Annotated in this window: 20 protein-coding genes and 1 other RNA gene; 13 read left to right on the forward strand and 8 right to left on the reverse strand. The window is 67.8% G+C overall.

Going from position 1 to position 21,896, the window contains the following annotated elements:
• Positions 1 to 47 precede the first annotated feature (47 nt).
• Genes map through E0H73_RS02350 form a run of 3 tightly spaced genes read left to right on the forward strand, consistent with a single transcriptional unit; the run spans position 48 to position 2,080 of the window.
• Complete coding sequence (gene map / locus E0H73_RS02345) at positions 48 to 896, forward strand: type I methionyl aminopeptidase (RefSeq protein ID WP_131350499.1); 849 nt, start codon at positions 48 to 50, stop codon at positions 894 to 896.
• Between the two features lie 40 nt (positions 897 to 936).
• Entirely contained in the window at positions 937 to 1,059 is a 123-nt protein-coding gene (locus tag E0H73_RS47880; protein WP_272949107.1) for a hypothetical protein, read from the forward strand.
• A gap of 22 nt (positions 1,060 to 1,081) precedes the next feature.
• Positions 1,082 to 2,080 carry a molybdopterin-dependent oxidoreductase gene (locus E0H73_RS02350; protein ID WP_165555465.1) on the forward strand — a complete coding sequence of 333 codons (999 nt, stop codon included), beginning with the start codon at positions 1,082 to 1,084 and terminating at the stop codon, positions 2,078 to 2,080.
• 26 nt (positions 2,081 to 2,106) lie between these two features.
• On the opposite strand, the gene E0H73_RS02355 is transcribed toward E0H73_RS02350, so the two are convergent.
• Positions 2,107 to 2,565, reverse strand: coding sequence for a GNAT family N-acetyltransferase (locus E0H73_RS02355; protein WP_165555466.1), 459 nt, complete (start codon positions 2,563 to 2,565; stop codon positions 2,107 to 2,109).
• An 8-nt stretch (positions 2,566 to 2,573) separates the two neighbouring features.
• Complete coding sequence (locus E0H73_RS02360) at positions 2,574 to 4,061, reverse strand: S10 family peptidase (RefSeq protein WP_131350505.1); 1,488 nt, start codon at positions 4,059 to 4,061, stop codon at positions 2,574 to 2,576.
• An 81-nt stretch (positions 4,062 to 4,142) separates the two neighbouring features.
• Here E0H73_RS02360 and E0H73_RS02365 point away from each other — a divergent pair, with 81 nt between their 5' ends.
• From E0H73_RS02365 to rnpB, 4 genes are all read left to right on the forward strand, one after another.
• Entirely contained in the window at positions 4,143 to 4,532 is a 390-nt protein-coding gene (locus E0H73_RS02365) for an ester cyclase (RefSeq protein WP_131350507.1), read from the forward strand.
• Entirely contained in the window at positions 4,532 to 5,089 is a 558-nt protein-coding gene (locus E0H73_RS02370; protein WP_131350509.1) for a TetR/AcrR family transcriptional regulator, read from the forward strand. The genes E0H73_RS02365 and E0H73_RS02370 overlap by 1 nt, the downstream gene beginning before the upstream one ends.
• A 38-nt stretch (positions 5,090 to 5,127) precedes the next feature.
• Positions 5,128 to 5,496, forward strand: a complete 369-nt coding sequence (locus tag E0H73_RS02375; protein WP_131350511.1) for a DUF952 domain-containing protein — start codon at positions 5,128 to 5,130, stop codon at positions 5,494 to 5,496.
• A gap of 8 nt (positions 5,497 to 5,504) precedes the next feature.
• An RNA gene (rnpB, locus tag E0H73_RS02380) (RNase P RNA component class A) lies at positions 5,505 to 5,903 on the forward strand.
• A 779-nt stretch (positions 5,904 to 6,682) separates the two neighbouring features.
• Here rnpB and panB read toward each other — a convergent pair.
• The 4 genes from panB to E0H73_RS02400 all read right to left on the reverse strand — a co-directional run bounded on the left by panB (position 6,683) and on the right by E0H73_RS02400 (position 11,790).
• Positions 6,683 to 8,665, reverse strand: a complete 1,983-nt coding sequence (panB, locus tag E0H73_RS47000) for a 3-methyl-2-oxobutanoate hydroxymethyltransferase (RefSeq protein WP_238163760.1) — start codon at positions 8,663 to 8,665, stop codon at positions 6,683 to 6,685.
• A 152-nt stretch (positions 8,666 to 8,817) separates the two neighbouring features.
• A complete protein-coding gene (locus E0H73_RS02390; protein ID WP_131350513.1) occupies positions 8,818 to 10,590 on the reverse strand; it encodes an NAD+ synthase in 1,773 nt (590 codons plus the stop codon).
• 16 nt (positions 10,591 to 10,606) lie between these two features.
• Positions 10,607 to 11,140 carry a P-loop nucleotide/nucleoside kinase family protein gene (locus E0H73_RS02395; protein ID WP_131350515.1) on the reverse strand — a complete coding sequence of 178 codons (534 nt, stop codon included), beginning with the start codon at positions 11,138 to 11,140 and terminating at the stop codon, positions 10,607 to 10,609.
• Positions 11,137 to 11,790 carry a GNAT family N-acetyltransferase gene (locus E0H73_RS02400; RefSeq protein WP_131350517.1) on the reverse strand — a complete coding sequence of 218 codons (654 nt, stop codon included), beginning with the start codon at positions 11,788 to 11,790 and terminating at the stop codon, positions 11,137 to 11,139. Before E0H73_RS02400 ends, E0H73_RS02395 begins: the two co-directional genes overlap by 4 nt.
• A 78-nt stretch (positions 11,791 to 11,868) precedes the next feature.
• Here E0H73_RS02400 and E0H73_RS02405 point away from each other — a divergent pair, with 78 nt between their 5' ends.
• A complete protein-coding gene (locus E0H73_RS02405; RefSeq protein WP_238163761.1) occupies positions 11,869 to 13,056 on the forward strand; it encodes a DUF418 domain-containing protein in 1,188 nt (395 codons plus the stop codon).
• Here the strand turns inward: E0H73_RS02405 and E0H73_RS02410 are convergent.
• The gene (locus E0H73_RS02410; protein ID WP_165555467.1) at positions 13,002 to 13,640 is read right to left on the reverse strand and encodes a peptidoglycan recognition protein family protein; all 639 of its coding nucleotides are present in this window, start codon (positions 13,638 to 13,640) and stop codon (positions 13,002 to 13,004) included. The two genes, E0H73_RS02405 and E0H73_RS02410, sit on opposite strands and share 55 nt — an antisense overlap.
• 81 nt (positions 13,641 to 13,721) lie before the next feature.
• Here E0H73_RS02410 and E0H73_RS02415 point away from each other — a divergent pair, with 81 nt between their 5' ends.
• Both E0H73_RS02415 and E0H73_RS02420 read left to right on the forward strand, forming a co-directional pair.
• Positions 13,722 to 14,204, forward strand: a complete 483-nt coding sequence (locus E0H73_RS02415; RefSeq protein WP_238163762.1) for a hypothetical protein — start codon at positions 13,722 to 13,724, stop codon at positions 14,202 to 14,204.
• Entirely contained in the window at positions 14,201 to 15,133 is a 933-nt protein-coding gene (locus E0H73_RS02420) for an HTTM domain-containing protein (RefSeq protein WP_131350525.1), read from the forward strand. The genes E0H73_RS02415 and E0H73_RS02420 overlap by 4 nt, the downstream gene beginning before the upstream one ends.
• Here the strand turns inward: E0H73_RS02420 and E0H73_RS02425 are convergent.
• The gene (locus tag E0H73_RS02425) at positions 15,059 to 15,478 is read right to left on the reverse strand and encodes a hypothetical protein (protein ID WP_131350527.1); all 420 of its coding nucleotides are present in this window, start codon (positions 15,476 to 15,478) and stop codon (positions 15,059 to 15,061) included. The genes E0H73_RS02420 and E0H73_RS02425 overlap by 75 nt on opposite strands.
• Positions 15,479 to 15,591: 113 nt before the next feature.
• On the opposite strand from E0H73_RS02425, the gene glnA reads away from it, so the two are divergent.
• The 3 genes from glnA to E0H73_RS02440 all read left to right on the forward strand — a co-directional run bounded on the left by glnA (position 15,592) and on the right by E0H73_RS02440 (position 21,880).
• Positions 15,592 to 16,932, forward strand: a complete 1,341-nt coding sequence (glnA, locus tag E0H73_RS02430) for a type I glutamate--ammonia ligase (RefSeq protein ID WP_131350529.1) — start codon at positions 15,592 to 15,594, stop codon at positions 16,930 to 16,932.
• A gap of 227 nt (positions 16,933 to 17,159) precedes the next feature.
• Positions 17,160 to 18,239: a HupE/UreJ family protein gene (locus tag E0H73_RS02435; RefSeq protein WP_131350531.1), complete on the forward strand. Its 1,080-nt coding sequence runs from the start codon at positions 17,160 to 17,162 to the stop codon at positions 18,237 to 18,239.
• On the forward strand, positions 18,236 to 21,880 hold the full coding sequence (locus E0H73_RS02440) for an outer membrane protein assembly factor BamB family protein (RefSeq protein ID WP_131350533.1): 3,645 nt from the start codon (positions 18,236 to 18,238) through the stop codon (positions 21,878 to 21,880). The genes E0H73_RS02435 and E0H73_RS02440 overlap by 4 nt, the downstream gene beginning before the upstream one ends.
• Positions 21,881 to 21,896: the final 16 nt, after the last annotated feature.

Consider the following 21,896-nt stretch of genomic DNA (forward strand, 5'->3'; position numbering starts at 1 on the left):
GACCACCTCCTGGGAGTCTTGTCGCAGCTCATTAGAATGATCTCACCATGTCGACTATCACTCCCGGCATCATCTCGCCGCGCCGCGAAGTACCCGCGTCCATCCCGCGCCCCGAATACGTCGGCAAGCCGTCCCCGACGCCGTACGACGGTTCGTACGTGACCGCGCCGGAGGTGGTGGACAGGATGCGTGTCGCCAGCAAACTGGCCGCGCAGGCCTTGCAGGCGGTGGGTGCGGCGGCGAAGCCCGGTGTGACCACGGACGAGCTGGACGCGATCGGCCACGAGTACCTGGTCGAGCGCGGTGCGTACCCGTCGACGCTCGGCTATCGCGGTTATCCGAAGTCGTTGTGTACGTCGGTGAACGAGGTGATCTGCCACGGCATCCCGGACGACCGTGCGCTCAAGGACGGCGACATCGTCAACGTCGACATCACTGCGTTCCTCGACGGTGTGCACGGCGACACCAACGGGACGTTCCTGGTCGGCGATGTCGACGAGGAGAGCCGGCTGCTGGTCGAGCGCACGCAGGAGGCGCTGAACCGCGGTATCAAGGCCGTCAGGCCGGGCCGGAAGGTCAGCATCATCGGGCGCGTGATCGAGTCCTACGCCAAGCGCTTCGGGTACGGCGTCGTCCGAGACTTCACCGGCCACGGGATCGCCACGGCGTTCCACTCCGGCCTGATCATCCCGCACTACGACGACGAGCGTTTCGACGACGTGATCGAGCCCGGCATGACGTTCACGATCGAGCCGATGCTCACGCTCGGCACGTATGACTACGACCTGTGGGACGACGGCTGGACCGCCACCACCAAGGACAAGTCGCGCACCGCCCAGTTCGAACACACCCTGGTGGTCACCGACACCGGCGCCGAAGTCCTCACCCTGCCGTGACCGTCACGCAGTACGAGCCCGCAAAGGCGTCGGACGTGCGATGCTCGAGTACGCTGCTCCGCTGACCTGCGCGCAACGCATCGACCTCGTCACCGACGAGGCTTCGGACTTCTATGCCTCCTTCGAGCACAGGACCTTCTCGGGCTTCCGCATCTATCCGTAAGCGTCCGTACTACCGTGGATGGATGAATGGTCGGCTGACCAATCTCGTCCTTCTGGGTGTGGTTCCGCTTGCCGCGGTGTCGGGGCTCTGCATGTTCGTCTTCGGCAGCGGGATCGTGTGGCCGATCGCCTTCCTGCACGGTGCCCTGGGCCTGGCAATCGTCGTACTCGTTCCCTGGAAGTCGATCGTGGTACGTCGGGCACTGCGACGCGCACCGCGGCCCAGCCGGGTCGTGTCGCTGCTCCTGACCGCGGCAGTGGTCGTGGCTCTGGTCACCGGCGTGGCCCACCGGGCCGGTGTTCTCCTGGCCGGCTCGCCCGTCACGACAATGCAACTGCATGTCGGCGCAGGCGCTGTTGCCGCGGTCCTCACGCTGTGGCATGCCCACCAACGACGGGTCCGGGCACGCCGGACCGATCTCTCGCGGCGTACATTCCTGCGCATCGGGGTGGCCGCGTCGGCAGCCGGTGTCCTCGAGGGGACCGCTCAGGTAGCGAGCGCACTGGCCACTCCATCCGGCATACGTCGATCCACTGGCTCCTTCAAACTCGCGTCGTCCTCGGTCGCCGCCATCCCGATCACGTCCTGGCTCTTCGACCAGGTGCCCGAGATCGACCTCACGTCCTGGCGGCTGACAGTGACGACGGGCGGCGTATCCCGTGACTGGTCCCTGGAGGACCTCCGCCGTTGGAACGACCGGCTGACGGCCGTCCTCGACTGCACCGGCGGGTGGTGGACTGAGCAGGAGTGGTCCGGGGTGCGAGTGAGCAGGCTGCTGCCTGACGGTGCGACCGGAACGGTAGAGGTGACAAGCGTGACGGGCTACCACCGTCGGCTTCCACTGACTGACGACCTGCTCCTCGCCACCGGCATCGGCGGTCACAACCTCAATGCCGGGCACGGCGCGCCGGCGCGCCTGGTGGTCCCCGGCCGACGCGGCTACCACTGGGTCAAATGGGTTGTTCGTATCGATCACGACAGCCAACCGTGGTGGGTCCAAGCGCCGCTGCCATTGCAGTGATGCCGGGGCCGGGCGGGCCTTCGGATCTATCCGTCTTGAAAGCCGAGGGTGCGGTAGAGGGTCAGTGCGGGGGTGTTGTCGTCGTCGACGCGGAGGGCGACGGTCTCTGCGGAGCAGCCGCTCAGGAGCAGGCGGGCGATGCCTAGCCGGCGGTGGGTCGGCGCGGTGAAGAGTTCGATGACGAACGCGCAGTCGGGGGTGTCCGGCCACGGTGCGCGCTGGACGACCAGGATCGCGCCGACCATGCGATCACCGACGAGCGCGAGCCGGCTCAGCCGTGAGTCGAGGACGCCGTACGCGTTCTCGAACGTCAGCGCGATGTCCTCGATCGCCTCCTGCTCGGACGCCGACGCCACGCCCGGCGGGTAAGCCTCGAAGTACAACCGCCCCAACGCCGCCGTGTCCGCGACGACGGGCGGACGCAGTACGACGCCTTCCACCGGAGCCGCCTCGAGCGGACCCGGTGGACGGACGAGGGTCAACATCGGTGGTGTCATCGGTTGGATGCGTCCCGGATGAACGTCGCGATGTCTTCGGACTGCTGGATGCGGGACGGGTCGTGGACGTACATCATGTGACCGGCCGGGTAGTACTTCGTCTCGATGTTGTCGAGCAGTTCGGCCGGGAGTTGCAGCCTGCCGAGGGTGTGCTCGGTGGCGAAGTACGGCGTCGCACCGTCGTAGTGACCGCAGGCGACGTGCACCTTGAGATGTGGGTTGACGCGCATCGCCTCGGCGAGCTTCTCCGCGACGGTGATCTGCTGACCCTCGAACTCCTTGTACGACCAGTTCTTCGCCGCGTCCATGCTGAGGATCTCGTACGGCAGGTCGTTCTGGTAGCCGAGCTCGACCCGCACGTAGTGGTTCAGCGCCGCCGTGTACGGCCCGATGATCGCGCTGAACGACGGGTCCTTGGCCGGCGTCTCACCGGCGTAGTCCGCCTCCCAGCCGGTGAAGCGGCCGTCCAGCCGTCCGACGGTCTGCCTGCGGGACCGCAGTACCTCGCCGAAGAACCGCATGTGCTCGATCCGCAGGTTGACCCGGTCGATGTAGTCCTCGGTCAGTCCGGTCAGCGCCGCGATCCGGCCGACCACCTCGGCCCGGAAGTCCTCCGGGATCCGGTTGCCCTGGGCAAGCGCATTCGGGTACCGCCCGGCGGCGAACCGCTCCGCGTCGGCGAGTACTTCCTCGAGCGTCCGGTCCGGCATCAGGCCGTGGTAGTGCGCGATCGCGGCGTACGTCGGCAGGTAGAGCGTGTACGGCAGATCGTTGCCCGGCGAGAAGTCGAGCGTGCCGAACTCGAGCACGGCGGAGATCAGCATCACGCCGTTCAGGTACATGCCGTACCGCTCCTGCAGATGCGACGCGAGTCCGGCGGCACGCGTCGTACCGTAGGACTCGCCGGCCAGGAACTTCGGCGACATCCAGCGCCCGTTGCGCGACGTCCACAACCGGATCACCTCGCCGACCGACTCCAGGTCGCGGGTGAAACCGTGGTAGTCGCCCGGCTTCTCGCCCTCGACCGCGCGCGAGTAGCCCGTCGACACCGGGTCGATGAAGACCAGATCGCTGTGCTGCAGCAGGGTCTCCGCGTTGTCCACCAGCCCGTACGGCGGGGGCGCGAGCTCACCGGCGTCACCGGAAACCACACGGCGCGGACCCAGCAGTCCGAGATGCAGCCAGATGCTCGACGAGCCGGGCCCGCCGTTGAAGGCGAACGTCACCGGCCGCTCGGCCGCATCGGCGCCGTCCAACGTGTAGGCGGTCAGGAAGACCTCAGCCTTCGCCTGATACCCATCGAACTTGCCGTCGGTCAGCACCTCCTGCTTGAGCACGATCCGACCAGTCGTCGCGGTGTACGGCAGCTCACGCCCGTCGATGGTCAGCGTGTGCTGCGACGTCACCAGATCGTCCACCGGCGTAGCCGGCTTCTTGTCCTCGGTCGCCTCGGTCCCAGACCCCGTGCTCTCATCCTTGGCCATGTCGAGCACCTTAATCCACGGATCCGACAAGCCTGCTATGTTTGACAGGCCTGTCAAACATCAACGTGGAGAGTGACCCGGATGACGTCGAGCGAGCTCGTGGAAGCCTTCTGGCAACAGGTCTGGAACGCCCACGACCCGGAAGCGGTCGACCGCTTCGTCGTACCGGACTTCGTAATCACGAACGCCGGCCACGACATCACCGGCCGGGAGGCGTTCAAGGAGTGGATCCGCGCGTTCCTGGCGGAGGTCCCGGACCTTCGGCTCGAGGTCGTCGAGACCTTCGAGAACGCGGCCGGTACGCGGGTCGCGTCGCGGTGGCGGATCCACGGGACCAATCACGGCTACCTGCACTCCGCGGCGATCGGCGACTCGATCACGTTCACCGCGACGGCGGTCTGGGAGGTGCGGGACGGCAAGCTCGCCCACAACTGGGTGGAGCGTTCGGCGGCCGAGGTCGTCGTCGGCTGATGGCCGGTGTTCGCCAGTTCGACGAGGAGATGGCGCTGCGCCGGGCGCTCGAGGTGTTCTGGGAGCACGGGTTCCACCAGACCTCGATGCCCGATCTCGCGTCCGGTACCGGCGTGCAGCGTGGTTCGCTCTACCACGCGTACGGCGGGAAGGAGCAGATCTTCCTCAAGGCCTTCGAGCGGTTCGCCACCACGTTCCTGGACGGAGCCGCGGCGGCGCTGGCGGGGACCGATCCGCGGACCAGCCTGTTCAGGTTCTTCGACTACTGCATCGAGTCCATCACGACCGGCTCGCCGTCCCGCGGTTGCCTGTCGACGCGTACGGCGGTCGAGGCCGACACACCTGCCCTGCAACGCGCCGTACGCCAACTCCTCGACGACCTCGAGAACCTCGTCCTGGAATCCATCAGTGGCGCCGACCTGACGCTCCGGCCGCGCGAAGCTGCCCGCCTGATCGTCGCCACCACCCGGGCTCTCGCCGTACTGGAACGCGTGTACGACGACCCCCGCCGGCTCCGCGAAACGGCGCGATCCCAGGTCAGAACACTGCTGCGGTGATCCGTGCTCCGAGGCGATAGCGCCACTAGCCTGTGGGGATGGCGACGATTCTGCATATCGCGTTCGTGGAGCACTGGGAGGCCGCGCAGGAGGCCGGCAGCTATCGGTGGTCGACGCGGGGCAAGTCCCTCGACGACGGGGCGACGTTCATCCATGCATCGCGGCCGGAGCAGGTCGCCATGGTCGCGAACTTCGCGTACGACGACGTGGCCGAGCCGCTGTGCCTGCTGGTGATCGACACCGGGCGGCTGGTATCCGCGCTGTGCGACGAGGATCTGGACGGGATCGGCATCAGCTTCCCGCACATCTACGGTCCGCTGAACCTGGATGCCGTCGTCGACGTCCGCCCGTACGAGCGAGGCTCCGACGGGCGCTGGCCGGATGTGTCCGCCGAGGCCGTATCCTGAAGACGGAACGGGTCGGTCGGGCGATCGCGTCGTCCGCGACAGCGGGCGCCGAGGAAAGTCCGGACTCCACAGGGCAGCGTGGTGGGTAACACCCACCCGGGGCAACCCGCGGGACAGTGCCACAGAGAACAGACCGCCAGCGGCTTCGATGAACCCCGTGGTTCATCGGAGTGCGGGTGAGGGTGAAACGGTGGTGTAAGAGACCACCAGCTCCGCAGGTGACTGCGGAGGCTCGGTAAACCCCACGTGGAGCAAGGCCAAGAAGGGCGGTGGGCAACCACCGTCCGCGCGAGCGTTCGAGGGCTGCCCGCCCGAGCTCGCGGGTAGGCCGCTGGAGGTGCCCGGCAACGGTCACCGTAGATGGATGATCGCCACAACAGAATCCGGCTTATGGATCGACCCGTTCCCCCACCCGCGAAGGACATCGCTGCGCGGCGGCTGTTCTTCCAGCGCGAGCTGGACACGGTCAAGGGGGTCAGCGCGAACCACCGGGACCACGTGCGAAAGGACACCGCTGCGCGGCGGCTGGCTTCCGGCGGGAGCTGGACACGGCGGAGGTGGTCAGCGCGAACCACCCGCGATCACGCGCGAAAGGACACCGGCCAGCCGAAGGACACCGCCGTGGCCTGGAACAGCAGCTGGTGGCCAATAACACGCGTTACCTGTCTCAGGCAACCACCAGGTGTTCCAGCCCCGGCACCTGGCTCGAGCAGCGCCCGCAAGCTGCGGTCAATAGGACTGCAGCCATGCCGCACAAAGCCCTGCACGAAGGCCGGTCGCGCTCGCATCAATCACCGGTTGATAACGAGACACCACACAGCCGTGGTGTTCAGTTGCTCGCGCCACCCAGCTGTGACGTGTGCAGGTCTTGCGCGCCGCCGCAGGCGCCAAGAGTCAGCCGCAGCGGTGTCCTTGGGGCAGCCGTGGTTCAGTTGCTCGCGGGGTGCATGTGAGTGTGTCGACCCACCGCGCGCCGCCGGAGGCGGCCAACAAGACAGCCGCCGCGGAGCGGTGTCCTTTGTAGCTCGGCCCGGGTGACTGGTGCCCAGTCGGCTCGCTGGTCGTGGTGTGCAGTTGCTCGCGCCGTCCACGCGCCTCGTGTGCAGGGTGTGCGCGCCGCCGCAGGCGCTAAGAGTCAGCCGCCGCGGAGCGGTGTCCTTTCGGCAGTGTCCGTGGGCGGTGTTCTTCAGAACGTGTGTTCGTCGGCGGGGAAGGCTCCGGAGGCTACGTCGGCGGCGTAGGTGGTGGCTGCTGTGGTGAGGATTCCGCGGAGGTCGGCGTACTGCTTGACGAAGCGGGGCATGGTGCCGGACCGTAACCCGGCCATGTCCTGCCAGACGAGCACCTGCGCGTCGGTGTCGCGGCCGGCGCCGATGCCGATGGTCGGGATCGTGACGCGCTTGGTGATTTCCGCGGCGACGTCGCCCGGGACCATCTCCAGTACGACGGAGAACGCGCCCGCCTCGGCCAAAGCGACCGCGTCGTCGATCAGGCCGGCGGCCTGGTCGCCACGACCCTGTACGCGGTAGCCGCCGATGCTGTGCTCGCTCTGCGGTGTGAAGCCGATGTGCGCCATCACCGGGATGCCGGACTGGGTCAGCTTCTCCACCATCGGTACGACGGTCCGCCCGCCCTCCAGCTTGACCGCGTGGACGCCCGCCTCCTTCATGAACCGGACAGCGGTGTGGAACGCCTGCTCCGGCGACGCCTGGTACGAGCCGAACGGCAGGTCCGCGACGACCAGCGCGCGGTCGACTGCACCCGCGACGGCGCGCGCCAGCGGGATCAGTTCGTCGACGGTCACGCGCAGCGTGGTGTCGTAGCCGAAGACGTTGTTCGCGGCGGAGTCGCCGACCAGCAGCACCGGAATGCCGGCCCGGTCGAAGATCTCGGCGGTGTACTGGTCGTACGCCGTCAGCATCGCCCACTTCTCGCCGCGGTTCTTCATGTCCCGCAGGTGGTGGATGCGGTACCGCCGGGGCCGCTTGCCGGCCTCACCGGTGCCACCGCCCTCGGACGGCTTGTTGTCCGCCGGCGCCACCGGTGCGCCCAGCTCGGACGAACCAGCGCTCGCCATGGCCTGTGCCCTGCGGGCAGCGCGGTGCGAACCGGTGTGCTCGTTCGGCACCTGGCTCGGGGCGTCCTGCTGGACGTCCGCACGCCGCCGCGCGCCGACCTGCGGCTTCGGCTCGTTCATCGGTGTGTTGCTCTCGTACTCCGCACTCGGATCCGACAGGTACCTGTTGTCCTGCTTGCCACCCGACTCCTGCTGGTAACCCTCGATCGACTCCGGCATGTACGCCGTGATCGTCGGGGTGTCCACCGTGAAGTTGGCCGCGGGAGTGGCAGGCGTGCTCGGCCGGGGCTGCTGGCCCTGAGGCTGCTGGCTCTGAGGTTGAGCAGGCGGAGCCGGGGGCGGCGGCGTCGTCGGAGTCTGACCAGACGGCTGGTGTGAACTGTGCCCGTTGCTCAACCCGTTGCTCTGAGCCGGACCGTTCGACGGCGTGGGGCCTTGAGTAGGCGCCTGGCCGCTCCAGTTCGCGTTGCTGGTCCCGTTCGAGCTGTGCGGCCCTTGGGGTCGCTGCGTCAGCCCGTTACCGGCCTGCGGCGGCGCAGGCGGCCGCTGAGGCTGGGGCTGCGGCTGCTGACCGGCCGGTGGCTGCGCCTGCCGGTTCGGCGGTACGCCGTTACTCCCCGGGCCGAACGGGCTTGGACGGCCCTGCTGCGGCGGGGGAGTCTGCTGCGGCTGCGCAGGCTGCTGCGGACGGAACGGGTTCTGCTCCGGGTACGCCGGCTGCCCGTACGACGGCTCGTCGCCGCGGGACTGCTCGCGTTCGCGCTCTCCGTAGTACTCCGGCCGCTGTGGCTGATCGCCGTACCGCTGCTGCTGCGGTTGCTGCGCCGGGGGCGGCGGCACCGCGGGCAGGTACGGCGGCTTGGGTACGTATGGCTGCTGGGGCACCGGGCCGCGCTCGTAGGACCTGGGGGCGTTCGGCAGCGACGGCGACGGGTCGAGACCGAGGCCGTTGGCCCGGTCCCGCCAGGAGTCGTTGTCGTAGTCCGAGCGGCGGTGCTCCTCGGTTGTCCGGTTCTTCGGTCCGGTCCCGTACGGCGACGGCAGCTCCTCGTCCTCGCCCTGGGTACCGGCCGACAGGAAGTTGTCAACCATGCCTTCATCGTCCCACCGTTGCGGAGGGTGAGCGCCACCGGCTGTGCCTGAGTGATCGCTCACACCGTCGCCGGGCGAGCCGGACCGGCCGGTGGGCTCTTCAGGAGAGCCCCACGGGGTGTCATTGGATGGGCGGTACCGCCAGGAATCGCTCAGTGCTCGGCTGCCTTCCGTGCGTCCTCACGCCATGCATTGGTGATCGGCAACCGGCGGTCCCGGCCGAAGGCCTTGTGAGTGATCTTCGGGCCCGGTGGGTACTGCCGGCGCTTGTACTCCGCGCGATCGACGAGCTGGATCACCTTGCTGACCAGCTCGGTCTCGAATCCGGCCGCGACCAGTTCGGCGCTGCCGCGGTCCAGCTCGACGTAGTCGTCCAGCATGTCGTCGAGCAGGTCGTACGGCGGCAGCGAGTCGGTGTCCTGCTGCCCCGGCCGCAGCTCGGCCGACGGTGGCTTGGCGATCGAGTTCTCCGGGATCGGCGGCTGCTGGCCGCGCGCCTTGGCGTCCGCGTTGCGCCACTTCGCCAGCCGCCAGACCAGCGTCTTCGGTACGTCCTTCAGCGGGGCGTAGCCGCCGACCGCGTCGCCGTAGATGGTGGAGTAGCCGACGGACAGCTCGGATTTGTTGCCGCAGGCAAGAACCAGGTGGCCGTCGGCGTTCGACAGGCCCATCCAGATCACCGCGCGGACCCGGGCCTGCAGGTTCTCCTCGGCCAGGCCGGTCAGACCGAGCGTTTCGATGAAAGGCTGCACCATCGGCTGGATCGGCACCACTCGGTAGTTCAGACCGGTCCGGGCCGCGAGCTCGGCCGCGTCGTCCTTGGAGTGGTCGCTGGAGTAGACGCTCGGGTTGGAGATGCCGAACACGTGCTCGGCGCCGACCGCATCACACGCGATCGCGGCCACCAGCGACGAGTCGATACCGCCGGACAGGCCGAGGAGGACGGATTTGAACCCGTTCTTCTGCACGTAGTCGCGCAGTCCGGTGACGATCGCGCCGTACATCTCGGCCTCGTCGGACAGCCGCGGTGCGACGGCGGCCGCGATCGGGTCGTACGCCGCCAGGGCCTCGTCGTGGATGACCTTGTGGACGATCTCGATGCCCTCGTGGGTGCCGGCCGGCGTACCCGTCGGAGCGGCTAGCTCGAGGTCGACCACCATGCTGCCCTGCTCGAACTGCGGCGCGCGGGCGAACACCTTGCCCTCGGCATCGGCAATCAGCGAGTCGCCGTCGAAGACCAGTTCGTCCTGGCCGCCGACCAGGTTGACGTAGGCCAGCGGGCAGCCGGCCTCTCGGGCGCGGCGGGTGACCAATGCGCCGCGAACGTCGTCCTTGTTGGCCTCGTACGGCGAACTGTTGATGACGAGCAGGAGCCCCGCACCGGCGGCCTTGGTGGCGGCGACCGGGCCGCCGTCCTGCCAGAGGTCCTCACAGATCACCACGGCGACGTCGACGCCGTGGATCCGGACCACCTGCAGCGTGTTGCCGGGAACGAAGTGCCGGAACTCGTCGAAGACGCCGTAGTTCGGGAGGTGGTGCTTGACCGCGCTGGTGATCACGCGGCCCTGGTGGATGACGGCCGCGGAGTTGGTCGGAGAGCCCTTCGGCCGGCCGAGCCGGTCGATGCCCATCGCCGTACCGGTCGCGCGATCGAGGTAGCCGCAGACCACCACGATGTCGCCGAGCCCCTCGTCGGCCAACCGCTTCGCGAGGTCCTGGATCCGGGCCTGCGACGCGTCCACGAACGACGCCCTCAGCGCGAGGTCCTCGACCGGGTAACCGGTCAGCGCGAGCTCCGGGAACGCCACCACATGCGCACCGCGCTCGGCCGCGTTCCGGGTCCAGGCAACGATCTTCTCAGCGTTGCCGTCGACATCACCGACGGTCACATTGAGTTGAGCGAGCGCTACCCGAAGCTGAGGCACGAGAGCACATTACTGGTTACCCCGGCTCTTGCGAGAGTCCGCTGTACTCGCGGACCAGCCGGAGGTTGCGCTCGACCGGATCCATCGCGTCCACGGTGAGGTGCTCACGCGTCAGCCCCGGGTACTCGACCCGCATCCGATCCACGTGATCCCACCCGACCTCGTGCCATCCGGGAATGCCACGCCGCCGACCCTCCAACCGGAGCCGGTGCTCGGCTTCGTCCGTACAAACGCACTCGATCAACCGCAGTCGTGCGTCGTACTCCGTCGCCACCTTCTCCCATCGGTCAGCCACGGAGTCGTCAATCAGACAGTCGACAATCGCCGACTGCGCGAGCATCAGTTGCCGGCGGACCAACGTCTCCAGCAGGTCGTAGTACATCGCCAGAAACGACTGCCGGCTCAGTCCGCCGAGTACGCCGTGCGGTTTGAGCGCCCCGAGCAACCAATCGCCGGCGAAAACCGGAGTAGCTGCTTCGACAGCAAGTGCTTCGGCCAGTGTCGACTTCCCGGTCCCCGGCAGACCGGTGAACACGATGACCTGCTTCATCCCACCGACGGTAACCGCGTCCGCCCAACAACCAAGTCAGCGACCGGCGACCAGTTGAGGGATTCGTAGAGCGGGACGCCTTCGGGGGAGGCAGAGAGGAGACCCGTGGTCGCGCCTTGGTCGAGAGCGGCGTCGGCCAGGGCGGACATCACGGCGCGGGCCAGACCGCGACGGCCCTGCGGCGGCACGGTGTAGATGACGTCGGCAACTGCATCGGCTCCGCGGACCGCCATCCGTCCGCTCGCGGCGACCTCTCCGTCGGTCCGCAGTTCGACGTTGATCAGGCCAGGCGTCGCGGTGACTTCGAGCTCGTACGGCGAGGGCACCTGACTCGATGGCTGATCGGACAAGGAGATTGTCAACAATCGCTCAGTTCGAATGAGGTCGAGCGGATGGAGTACGGCGGCCACGCGTGGACGGGAGGTGGTGGTGATCTTGAGCCAGGAGCTGCCGGCCGGGTTGGCGTCGGACCGGGCCATCCGGGCTGCTGTGGTGGCGTGCTGTTCGGTGGCGAGGTATTCGACCCGGCGGTCCGGCTCGCCGATGCGGACGACGATGACTCCGTCGACCTCGGCGTAGTCGGTCCACTCCCGCGCCGCCGACCAGCCGCGTTGCCAGCGGCGGAGTACGTCGTCGCACATGCGGCTCATCAAACAGCGACCAAGGTTCACGAGCCCGGGAACTTTGGGTGGATGGCGAGGCCTCCGCGGCTCGGTTCACTCAGAGGTATGACGAAACAAGGTGGGCCCACCGGGCTGGGGGAGCGGGCGCTGGGGCCCGATCTTGCGCGGGGTTTCATGTTGCTGTTCATCGCGCTCGCGAATTCCCACTACTTCGTCTATGGGACGCGCGTGTTCGGCGGCTTCCCGATGGACGGCTCGAGTGCCGACCGAGTCGTGGGGATGGTGTTGTCGACCTTTGTCGACGGCCGCGCGTTCCCGATGTTCGGCGTCCTGTTCGGGTACGGCGTCGCGCAGATCGTCCGGCGGCAACGCGAATCCGGGAAGGAATGGTGGCCGATCCGGAAATTGCTGTGGCGCCGCAGTCTCGTCCTGATCGTGCTCGGCTTCGTACATGCGATGTTGCTGTACATCGGTGACATCCTCGCGGCGTACGGCGTACTCCTCTTCCTCGGCGTTTGGGCGCTGCGCTGGAAGGACCGCTGGCTGTTGATCGTCGCGGCGCTCGTCTTTGTCCTCACCGCATTGCCGAGTGACGACTCGCTGGCCACTGCATCCGATGCCACGGATCCCTCGATGCTTCCTCCGGACTTCCTAGGGCAGTTCGGAGACCGGATTGTCGTGCAGCCGTTCATCGCATTGCTCGGCTGGATCGGGTTCCTCACGCCGTTCCTGGTCGGTCTGTGGGCCGGCCGCCGGCGCATCCTCGAACGGCCGGCTGAGCACCTCACTCTGCTGCGTACGACGGCAGTTGCCGGTCTCACTGTCGCGGTCCTCGGCGCCCTCCCGGTGTCGCTGGTGGTCGGCGGCGTGATCGATCAGCCGAGCGACGACGTACTCACCCGGCTCGGTCCGTTGCACGACGCTTCGGGCGTCCTCGGCGGCTTCGGGTACGCCGCTCTGATGGTTCTGATCGCGCTCAAGCTGGGTGATCGCCAGGGCCGGATGACCCTGGCGATCGCCGCCGTCGGCCAGCGGTCGCTGACCTGCTATCTGTCCCAGTCGGTGGTGTGGGCCGTGGTCTTCACGCCGTACCTACTGGACCTGTCTCGCACGCTCTCCACCACAACGACAGCACTGCTCGCCGTCGCGACTTGGCTGGCAACCGTGTGGATGGCCGAGCGGATGCGGCGGGCCAACTACCGCGGTCCGTTCGAGATCCTGATCCGGAGGGTGACCTATCAGCCGAAGAGGACCGCGGCCACCCGGTCGCGGAGTTCAGGCAGCCTCGCGTAGAAGACGTCACCCGGGCACTGGGTCGAGTTGTAGTCCCGGTGCCCCACGATCGCGGCATGTGGATCGAGGCCGTACGTCGTACACAGCCAGGCGCAGGTCAGGACGGACATGTCGAACAGGGCGGTCGGCACGTTCGCGCTGACATAGATGCCTTCGTGCTCGATGCCGATCGTGTGGCTGTTCTGGTTGGCGGTCTGGGCGCCGAGGACGTTCTGCCCGTTCCGGATCGAGGACAGCGATTTGCTGCGACCCTCCATCAGATAGCCGCCGCGGCTGATCGTGAGCTGCTGGCCGGAGTCGATCCAGCCGTTGGTGTGCATGTGCAGGTCCTGGATCCAGTGCGACTGGGCGTACGCCGCCGCCAGCGAGTAGTCGGTGACGTTCGGGCTGGCGCTGTGGTGGATGACGATGTGGTCGGGCGCGCCGATCACTTGGGTGGCGGACTTCGGTGGGCGCGCCGACCATTCGGTGCGCGTGTAGCAGCGCGGCGCGGGGGCGGCGTGCGCTGCTGTGGTCGGGAGGGCGATGCCGCCGATCAGCACCCCTGAGGCGGCAGCGCCGCGCAGGACAGTGCGCCGGGACATCCGGGCAGGTTGGAAGTTTTCTGGGGCGGTCATACTCTGGAAAATTCCCTACCAATGAGCCGCCGAAACCGGTCTGGTCTAATGACGGTCGTGACTGATGGGCAGGAGCGGGCGGGGGACGTCCGGCTGGGGCGGGTCGGCAAGGGCGTACGGGTGGCCGTCGCCCTGGTCGGGATCGGCCTGCTGGTCAACGGGTCGGTGCGCGCCAGCGACGATGCGTGGCCGTTCGGCCCGATGTCGCAGTACGCGATGTCGGTGCCCGACGACGCCTCCATCACCTACACCCGGATCAGCGCGCAGACCGATGCCGGTACGACGGTCGACGTACCGCTGAACATCGAGGGCGCCGGCGTCGCGCGGGCCGAGATCGAGGCGCGGACCGGCGAGATCGTCAAGGATCCGTCGCTGCTGCAGCAGGTCGCGGACGGGTGGGCGAAGAAACACCCGGACAAGCCGAAGTACGTGAAGCTCGAGTTGATCCGCGACACCACCCAACTGGTCAAGGGCCGGGTCGTCGGGCCGCCGGCACCGGAGGTCCTGGCCACCTGGGAGGTGCGCCGATGAGTGCCCGCACCGTGGCCGTCCGCGCCGCGAACTGGTTCACCCCGGCCATCGCGCTCGCCCGGGTCGCGTGGCTGCGGACCGTCCTCTATCTGTTCGTCATCGTCGACATGCACGCCTTCGTCCGCGACACCCGGCTGAAGGGCGAGCATCCCGGGCTCTACCAGCCGTTGCTCTTGGCCCGCATGTTCGACCTCCCGAAGCCCACGGTCTTCAACACGACCGCCCTGTACGTCGTCCTGATCGCGGCCTGCCTGGTCGGTGCGTCGAACTACTTCCCGCGGATCGCCGGCTGGATCGTGGCGCCGGCGTTCACGTGGTGGGTGCTGATCGGGATGAGCGACGGCAAGGTCGACCACGACCACCTCGCGCTCGTGATCGCATTGTGGGTCCTTCCGACCGTGAATGCCGGCCGCCGCGGACGAGTGTCGTACAACGATCAAACGCGGTCGGAATCGGCCGGATGGGCGATCCGGTGTGTGCAGATCTCCGTGATCGCGACGTACTTCCTGTCCGCGATAGCGAAACTGCGGAGTGCCGGATGGGCGCTGACCTGGCCGGGGAGCGCCGTACTGACGTGGGCGATCGTACGGCGTCCGCACCCGGTCGGAGAGTGGTTGCTGCACCATCCGTGGATGCTGCATGTGATGCAGTGGGTCGGAATCACGGCCGAGTTCTTCTCGCCGGTGATCCTGTGGCTCAAGGGGCGGTGGCAGTTGCTCGGGGCCCTGTTCTTCCTCGGGTTCCACGCGGCGAACACAGCGATCCTGCTGATCCACTTCCTGCCGACCGTGGTCTGCTGGCTCGCGTTCGCGCCGATGGAGCGGATCGTGCCCTGGTTCCAGCGGCGGCGGGCGTCAGACAGCGACGCCGGAGAGGCCGAACACCAGGCCGAAGATGGCCGGGAGGCCAAGGAGCAGGCCGGCGCGTAGCCGGAATCGTCGGCCGCCGGGGCCAGGCGTCCGGACAACCCGGGAGAGCACCGCTCCGGCGTACCCGAAGACCAGGGCGGCGAGCAGGATCTCCTTGGTCGGCAGGTCGTCGGCGTTGTGGTGGGTCAACCCGAGTGTGACCAGCCCGGGGCAGCAGAACGCGAACATGCCGAATCCGAGCTCCGGGACGGGCAGCCAGCGCCGTCCGAGGACGTCCTGCTCGGCGGTGCGCTTCCGCCGGAGTGTCTGGACGAATCGCGCCGTACTGAGCAGCAGGTCGCTGGCGCAGAGCGCCGCTGCCACGATCAGCGCCACCTGGTACCCGGCACCGAAGATCGTTTGCACGACAGACACGGTAGGCCCTGGCGCTGCCGATGTCCCCGGCAGCACGTAACGTCTGCTTAACAGAGCCGGGGCACACTGTGTGAGAACCGACCGATGCCGTGAGAGGTGGACCGATGGACAAGCAGCAGGAGTTCGTGCTGCGCGCGCTGGAGGAGCGCGACGTACGCTTCGTGCGGCTCTGGTTCACCGACGTGCTCGGGTTCCTGAAGTCCGTGGCGGTGGCGCCGGCCGAGCTGGAGGGCGCGTTCGCCGAGGGAATCGGGTTCGACGGGTCCGCGATCGAGGGGTTCGCGCGGGTGACCGAGGCGGACATGCTGGCCAAGCCGGATCCGTCGACGTTCCAGATCCTGCCCTGGCGCGGCGAGACGATGGGCACCGCGCGGATGTTCTGCGACATCAACATGCCGGACGGGTCCGCGTCGTTCGCCGATCCGCGGCATGTGCTCAAGCGGACGCTTTCCAAGGCGGCGGACCTGGGGTTCACCTTCTACACCCACCCCGAGATCGAGTTCTACCTGTTCAAGTCGCTCACCGGCGCGCCCGGGACGCATCCCGAGCCGGTCGACTCGTCCGGGTACTTCGACCACACGCCGCAAGGGATCGGGAACGACTTCCGCCGCGAGGCGATCACGATGCTCGAGTCGATGGGCATCTCGGTCGAGTTCAGCCACCACGAGGGCGGGCCTGGTCAGCAGGAGATCGACCTGCGGTACGCCGACGCGCTGTCGACCGCCGACAACATCATGACCTTCCGGGTGGTGGTGAAGGAGGTCGCGCTCACCCAGGGGATCTACGCGTCGTTCATGCCGAAGCCGCTGAGCGACCAGCCCGGGTCCGGGATGCACACCCACATGTCGCTGTTCGAGGGTGACCGGAACGCGTTCTTCGAGGGCGGAGCGCAGTACCAGCTGTCCAAGACCGGGCGCGCGTTCATCGCCGGGCTGCTGCACCACGCGGCCGAGATCACCGCGGTGACGAACCAGTGGGTGAACTCGTACAAGCGGCTCGCGGTCGGTGACGAGGCGCCGTCGTTCATCTCCTGGGGGCACAACAACCGCTCCGCGCTGGTCCGGGTGCCGATGTACAAGCCGCACAAGGGGCAGTCCTCGCGGGTCGAGTTCCGGTCGCTGGACTCGGCGGCGAACCCGTACCTCGCATTCGCGCTGATGCTGGCCGCTGGGCTGAAGGGCATCGAGGAGGGGTACGAACTGCCGCGCGAGGTCGAGGACGACATCTGGGCGCTGACGCCGCGCGAACGCAAGGCTCTCGGCATCAAGCCGCTGCCGAGTTCCCTGGCCGAGGCGATCAGCGCGATGGAGGACAGCGAACTGGTCGCCGAAACTCTCGGCGAGCACGTCTTCGACTTCTTCCTCCGCAACAAGCGCGCCGAGTGGCTGGACTACCGCCGCCAGGTAACCCCCTTCGAACTCAACAAGCTCCTACCAGTCCTGTAGTTCGCTCCCACGCGTGCTACGCAGACACTCCTCCGTCGCGCGGGTGACTGGTGCGCTGGCGTCCGTTGATGGGTGGGTGTGGTCACGTGCACCGCGGTCGGGGTGGTGCACAGGTGCGCCACGAGCTGTGGCGGGCGTGAGGGAGCGGCGATTTGCCGCGTTGTGGCGGTAGATAGTTTCCTGAGTGGTCATCTGGTGGTCGCCGGGGTCGCGTGGGATCGGGTCTCATGCGGCGACTGCTGGTGGGTATCGGACTGCTGGTCCTGTTGTTCTTCACGGGAGCCTCGGCGGCCTCGGCTCATGTGATCGCTTCGACGGGGTATTCGACCGTGCATCAGGACGGCAATCGGGTCACGTATCTGCTGAGCCTCGAGTACGACGTACTCGCGCGGGCCGTCGACCTCGGCGCACCGACCACGGACGACGGGCAGCGGGCGCAAGCGCTGGACACCGCCAAGGACCGCATCGCGGCGTACCTGCACGACCGGATGGTCGTCGCCGTCGACGGCGCTGCATGTGAGCAGTCGCTGGAGACGACGTCGGTCGGCCAGCGCGCCACCAAGGCGTACGCCGACCTTGGGCTCGTGTTCGAGTGCCCGGGATCCTCCGGCGCGTTCAGCATGCAGTACAGCGTCTTCGCCATGTCCGATGCGGTCGCCGACGACCACACCAACCTGGTCGAGTACACCTTCGACAGTGGCTCCGGCCGCACCGTGTTCGACCGCTCCCACCACGACTTCACCGTCGGGGACAACACGCTCGCCACGTCGAGTCTGCAGTTCGGGAAGATGGGCGTCGAGCACATCCTGACCGGTCTCGACCACGTCCTGTTCGTGGTCGCCCTGATCCTCGGCGCCGTGAACCTGCGCAGTCTCGTGCAGGTGATCTCGATGTTCACTGTGGCGCACAGCGTCACGCTGATCTCCACCCTGCTCGGCGGCCTGTCCGTGCCGCCGGTCATCGTCGAGCCGCTGATCGCGCTCTCGATCGCGTTCGTCGCGGTCGAGAACCTGCTCGGCTCCACCCGCCACCGGCTCCCGGTGGTCTTCGGTTTCGGTCTTCTGCACGGGCTCGGCTTCGCCGGGTCGTTGCGGATCACCGATCAGGTCAGTCCGGAACTGCTCGTCTCGCTGCTGAGCTTCAACATCGGCATCGAGGCGGGTCAGGCGTTGCTGCTGCTCGCCGTGTTCCCGCTGGTCCTGTTGATCCGCCGGACCCGGCTCTCGGTTCCGGTGGTCCGTTCGGCGACAGGGGTCGTCGCCGCCTTCGGCCTCTTCTGGTTCGTAGAAAGGTTCCTCTTCGCATGATCCGCCTGTCCCGCAGGTCGAGCGATCAGCCCACTGCCACAACGAGGTGGCACAAACTCCTGTACGGCGTCACCGCCGGACTGGCCGTGATGGTGATCGGCGTACCGCTGACCGGGGTCGTCGCTGACGCAGTCGACGGTCCCAGCGCCACCATCACCGGCACGGTCTTCGAGGACCGTGACTCCGACGACCGCATCGACGCGGGTGAGGCCGGTCTCGCCGGCGTCAGCGTGTCGGACGGTCAGCAGAGTGTCGTGACCGATGCCCAGGGTCACTACACCTTCAAGACCGACGTCGAGCGCCGTGACGTCGACCTGGTCTTCGTCACCCAGCCGGCCGGGTACTCGGTCGGCACCGACGACAACATGACCCCGAAGTTCTTCCGCAGCCTCGGTCAGCTGGCCGACGGCGCCGGCCAGGAGGTCAACTTCGGCCTCCGCAAGGACAAGGCGTCCGCGGCCGGCGGGTTCACCTTCGCCAACGTGGCCGACCCGCACGTCAACGCGCAGCTGCCCGAGCAGATCACCGAGATCAACTCCACGCAGCAGAAGCTCGCGTTCATCCAGGTCAGTGGCGACCTGACCAACAGCGCGACCGACTCCGAGTTCGAGTTCTACAAGAAGAGCACGGCGAACTCGAAGGTTCCGGTGTGGCCGGCGGTCGGTAACCACGAGTACGCCGCGGGGGCGACGTACGCGGCCCGGATCAACAACTACCGCAAGCACGTCGGCCCGGAGTGGTACTCGTTCGACTACAGCGACCGGCACTTCCTGGTCCTGGAGAACAACGGGGCCGCACCGTTCGCCGAGCAGCTCGAGTGGGTCAAGGCCGACCTCGCCCGGAACATGACGAAGGGCAAGCACCTCGTCGTCCTGACCCACCAGCCGATGAACGTGCCGTTCGGTTCGCCGTCGGTGTACGACGAGTACGGCAAGGTGCTGGAGCAGTACGGCGCCGAGCTGATCCTGGTCGGGCACGAGCACTCCAACGACGTGGAGCCGAAGAGCGACTTCGCCGGCACCGCGAAGCACATCCAGACGGTGTCCAGCTCGTACACGATCGACAACTCGCCGCGCGGGTTCCGGTTCGTGCACATGGACAACAAGGCCTTCGACAACCCGTTCCGGATCTACGGCGCGGACAAGGACCTGACGATCGTCTCGCCGGCGCCCGGTACGGCGATCCCGCTGAACGGGTTCCCGGGAATCCAGGTCAACGCCTACGACACCACCGACCAGCCGGTCCGCGTCCGCTTCAAGCTCGACAAGGGCTCGTGGCGGCCACTCAGCTCGACCGGTGAGTTCACCTGGTACTCCGCCCTGCCGAACGGCATCAAGGCCGGCAAGCACCAACTCACGGTGCAAGCGGCCGACAAGACCGGGGCGACGTGGACCCGGACCTCGGACTTCACGTTCACCAACGAGAAGGCGATCCAGCCGGTCGCCGGAGCCAACTGGTCGCAGCACCACGGCGACGCCTCGCACAACGGGGTCGCCACCGACGCGATCGCCGCAGGTCAGCGGCTGGCCTGGTCCTACCGGACCAAGGGCACCTTCCTGACCGGTTCGCCCGCGATCGTCGACGGTGTCGTGTACGCCGGCACGCGGGACGAGAACGGCGACGGCAACGCGGCCGTCCACGCGGTCTCGCTGGCCACTGGCAAGAAGCTGTGGAGCTACACCGTGCCGTCCTCGGTGCACGGCAGCGTGGCCGTCTCCGATGGTCTCGTCTATGTCCCGACCCTGCGCGGCACGCTGTTCGCGCTGGACGCCAAGACCGGCGCACTGAAGTGGAAGAACGACCCCGGACCGGCGCCGGAAGGCAACAACCAGCGCACCTACGGGTACTACGGCGTGACGGTTGCCGACGGCAAGGTGTTGTTCCCGTACCAGACGCGCTTCGGCGAGGCGGCCACTGGTCTGCTCCTGGCCCTCGACGCCAAGACGGGTCAGCGGGTCTGGGCCGCACCGATGAGCGGCGCAACGATGAGCGACGGCACACCGGCTGTCTCCGACGGGCGGGTGTACGTCGGCAACGAGACCGCCGACCGTGTCATCGCGTACGACCTGAAGACCGGTGCGAAGCTGTGGCAGGGCACGGAGAGCCTCGGCGGTTGGCAGGACGGCATCCCGTCCGCGGCCGACGGCAAGGTGTTCATCGGGTCGAACAACGGGATCGTGGCGCGCGACGGTGCGACCGGCGCGGTGCTGTGGAGCTACCGCAGTTCGCACCCGTCGCTGGTGAGCAGCGGCGCGACTCCGTCCGCGGCAGCGGTCAAGGGCAACACGGTCTACATGTCCTTCCCGAGTGGTGCGATCACCGCTCTGAACGCGACCACGGGTGCCGTGATCTGGGACCAGTTGCTGCCGGGATCGCAGTACCGGGGTGGCTCGTTCACCTCGCCGGCGCTGTCGGGGAACACGCTGTTCGTCGGCGCCAACAGCGGTGGGTTCTACGCGCTGGACGCGCGGACGGGCCAGCCGATGTGGTCGCAGGACATCGGCACGTGGGTGTCGGCGGGTCCGGCGGTCAGCGGCAACACCGTGGTCGCCGGTGCGTTCGACGGCAACCTGTACGCCTTCACCCCGGGTGGTACGACGGCCAAGCCGTGGCCGGTCGTGTCCGGCAAGGTGACCAACAAGGTCACCGGCGGTCCTGCCGCGAACAGCACCGTGCTGGTCGTCCAGGACGGTACGGCGGTCGGCCGCACCACGACCGATGCTGAGGGCAACTACCAGCTCGGGCTCTCGCAGGGTGCCGGGACGTACACCATCCAGGTCGCGCAGCTGGGCTTCGCGACCGCGGCCAAGCAGGTCGAGGCCGGCGACAGCGGCACCTACCACGCGGATCTGGAGGTGTCCCCGGTCAACGTCGACGCGAGTATCGGCAAGCGGCTCCCGAGCGGTCTGGTCGAGGGCGGCGTCGGTGACATCGTGATCGAGAACAAGCACCTGGCGATGGCGATCTCGAAGGTGTTCCAGGACTCGCAGATGAGCCCGTCCACCCCGGGCAAGGTCGTCGACATGGCGATCACCGGGCAGCCGGACCAGCTGGACTGGATCAACCTGCCGTACGTCAGCACCGCCGAACCCACCGGCGGCAGCGCGTGGCAGCAGTTGCAGGTGCGGTCGGCCGACGTACGCGTCGTCGAGAACACCGGCGAGAAGGCGGTCGTCCAGGCCACCGGGACCTCCTCGGAGAACCCGAACCTGAAGGTGGTCACGACGTACACCGCGACGGCCGACGAGCAGTTCGTCACCGCCGCGACGACCATCACCAACACCACGGGTGCGCCGCTGACGGTGTGGGCCGGTGACGCGCTCGACCACGATGGCACGGGTTCGCGCTCGGCGGTGTCGGGCAGCGCGCCGGTGACCAGTGGCGGACCGTTCGCGCAGACGCCGGACGTGAAGCGCTGGATCGGGCAGTCCGGGACCGGGCCGGACAACCAGACCTACGGGCTGGTGTACGGCGCGGACAGCGGGGCCTTCACCGGGTACTCGCAGGCGATCTGGACGATGAGCAAGTTCAAGCTCGACCTGCCGGCCGGGGGATCGCACACGATCACCCGGCGGGTGGTGGCGGTCTCGAACGAGGGTGTGACGGACAAGTTCGCCGTACTGAACCAGTTCGCGTTCTGATCAGCCGGCCAGAACA

This window comes from Kribbella pittospori, assembly GCF_004331465.1.
GTDB lineage: Bacteria > Actinomycetota > Actinomycetes > Propionibacteriales > Kribbellaceae > Kribbella > Kribbella pittospori.

Coding starts and splice junctions, on each gene's coding strand:
- map (WP_131350499.1), top strand. CDS start 48: ATGTCGACTATCACTCCCGGCATCATCTCGCCGCGCCGCGAAGTACCC.
- E0H73_RS47880 (WP_272949107.1), top strand. CDS start 937: ATGCTCGAGTACGCTGCTCCGCTGACCTGCGCGCAACGCATCGACCTC.
- E0H73_RS02350 (WP_165555465.1), top strand. CDS start 1,082: ATGAATGGTCGGCTGACCAATCTCGTCCTTCTGGGTGTGGTTCCGCTT.
- E0H73_RS02355 (WP_165555466.1), bottom strand. CDS start 2,565: ATGTTGACCCTCGTCCGTCCACCGGGTCCGCTCGAGGCGGCTCCGGTG.
- E0H73_RS02360 (WP_131350505.1), bottom strand. CDS start 4,061: ATGGCCAAGGATGAGAGCACGGGGTCTGGGACCGAGGCGACCGAGGAC.
- E0H73_RS02365 (WP_131350507.1), top strand. CDS start 4,143: ATGACGTCGAGCGAGCTCGTGGAAGCCTTCTGGCAACAGGTCTGGAAC.
- E0H73_RS02370 (WP_131350509.1), top strand. CDS start 4,532: ATGGCCGGTGTTCGCCAGTTCGACGAGGAGATGGCGCTGCGCCGGGCG.
- E0H73_RS02375 (WP_131350511.1), top strand. CDS start 5,128: ATGGCGACGATTCTGCATATCGCGTTCGTGGAGCACTGGGAGGCCGCG.
- panB (WP_238163760.1), bottom strand. CDS start 8,665: ATGGTTGACAACTTCCTGTCGGCCGGTACCCAGGGCGAGGACGAGGAG.
- E0H73_RS02395 (WP_131350515.1), bottom strand. CDS start 11,140: ATGAAGCAGGTCATCGTGTTCACCGGTCTGCCGGGGACCGGGAAGTCG.
- E0H73_RS02400 (WP_131350517.1), bottom strand. CDS start 11,790: ATGAGCCGCATGTGCGACGACGTACTCCGCCGCTGGCAACGCGGCTGG.
- E0H73_RS02405 (WP_238163761.1), top strand. CDS start 11,869: ATGACGAAACAAGGTGGGCCCACCGGGCTGGGGGAGCGGGCGCTGGGG.
- E0H73_RS02410 (WP_165555467.1), bottom strand. CDS start 13,640: ATGTCCCGGCGCACTGTCCTGCGCGGCGCTGCCGCCTCAGGGGTGCTG.
- E0H73_RS02415 (WP_238163762.1), top strand. CDS start 13,722: ATGACGGTCGTGACTGATGGGCAGGAGCGGGCGGGGGACGTCCGGCTG.
- E0H73_RS02420 (WP_131350525.1), top strand. CDS start 14,201: ATGAGTGCCCGCACCGTGGCCGTCCGCGCCGCGAACTGGTTCACCCCG.
- glnA (WP_131350529.1), top strand. CDS start 15,592: ATGGACAAGCAGCAGGAGTTCGTGCTGCGCGCGCTGGAGGAGCGCGAC.
- E0H73_RS02435 (WP_131350531.1), top strand. CDS start 17,160: ATGCGGCGACTGCTGGTGGGTATCGGACTGCTGGTCCTGTTGTTCTTC.
- E0H73_RS02440 (WP_131350533.1), top strand. CDS start 18,236: ATGATCCGCCTGTCCCGCAGGTCGAGCGATCAGCCCACTGCCACAACG.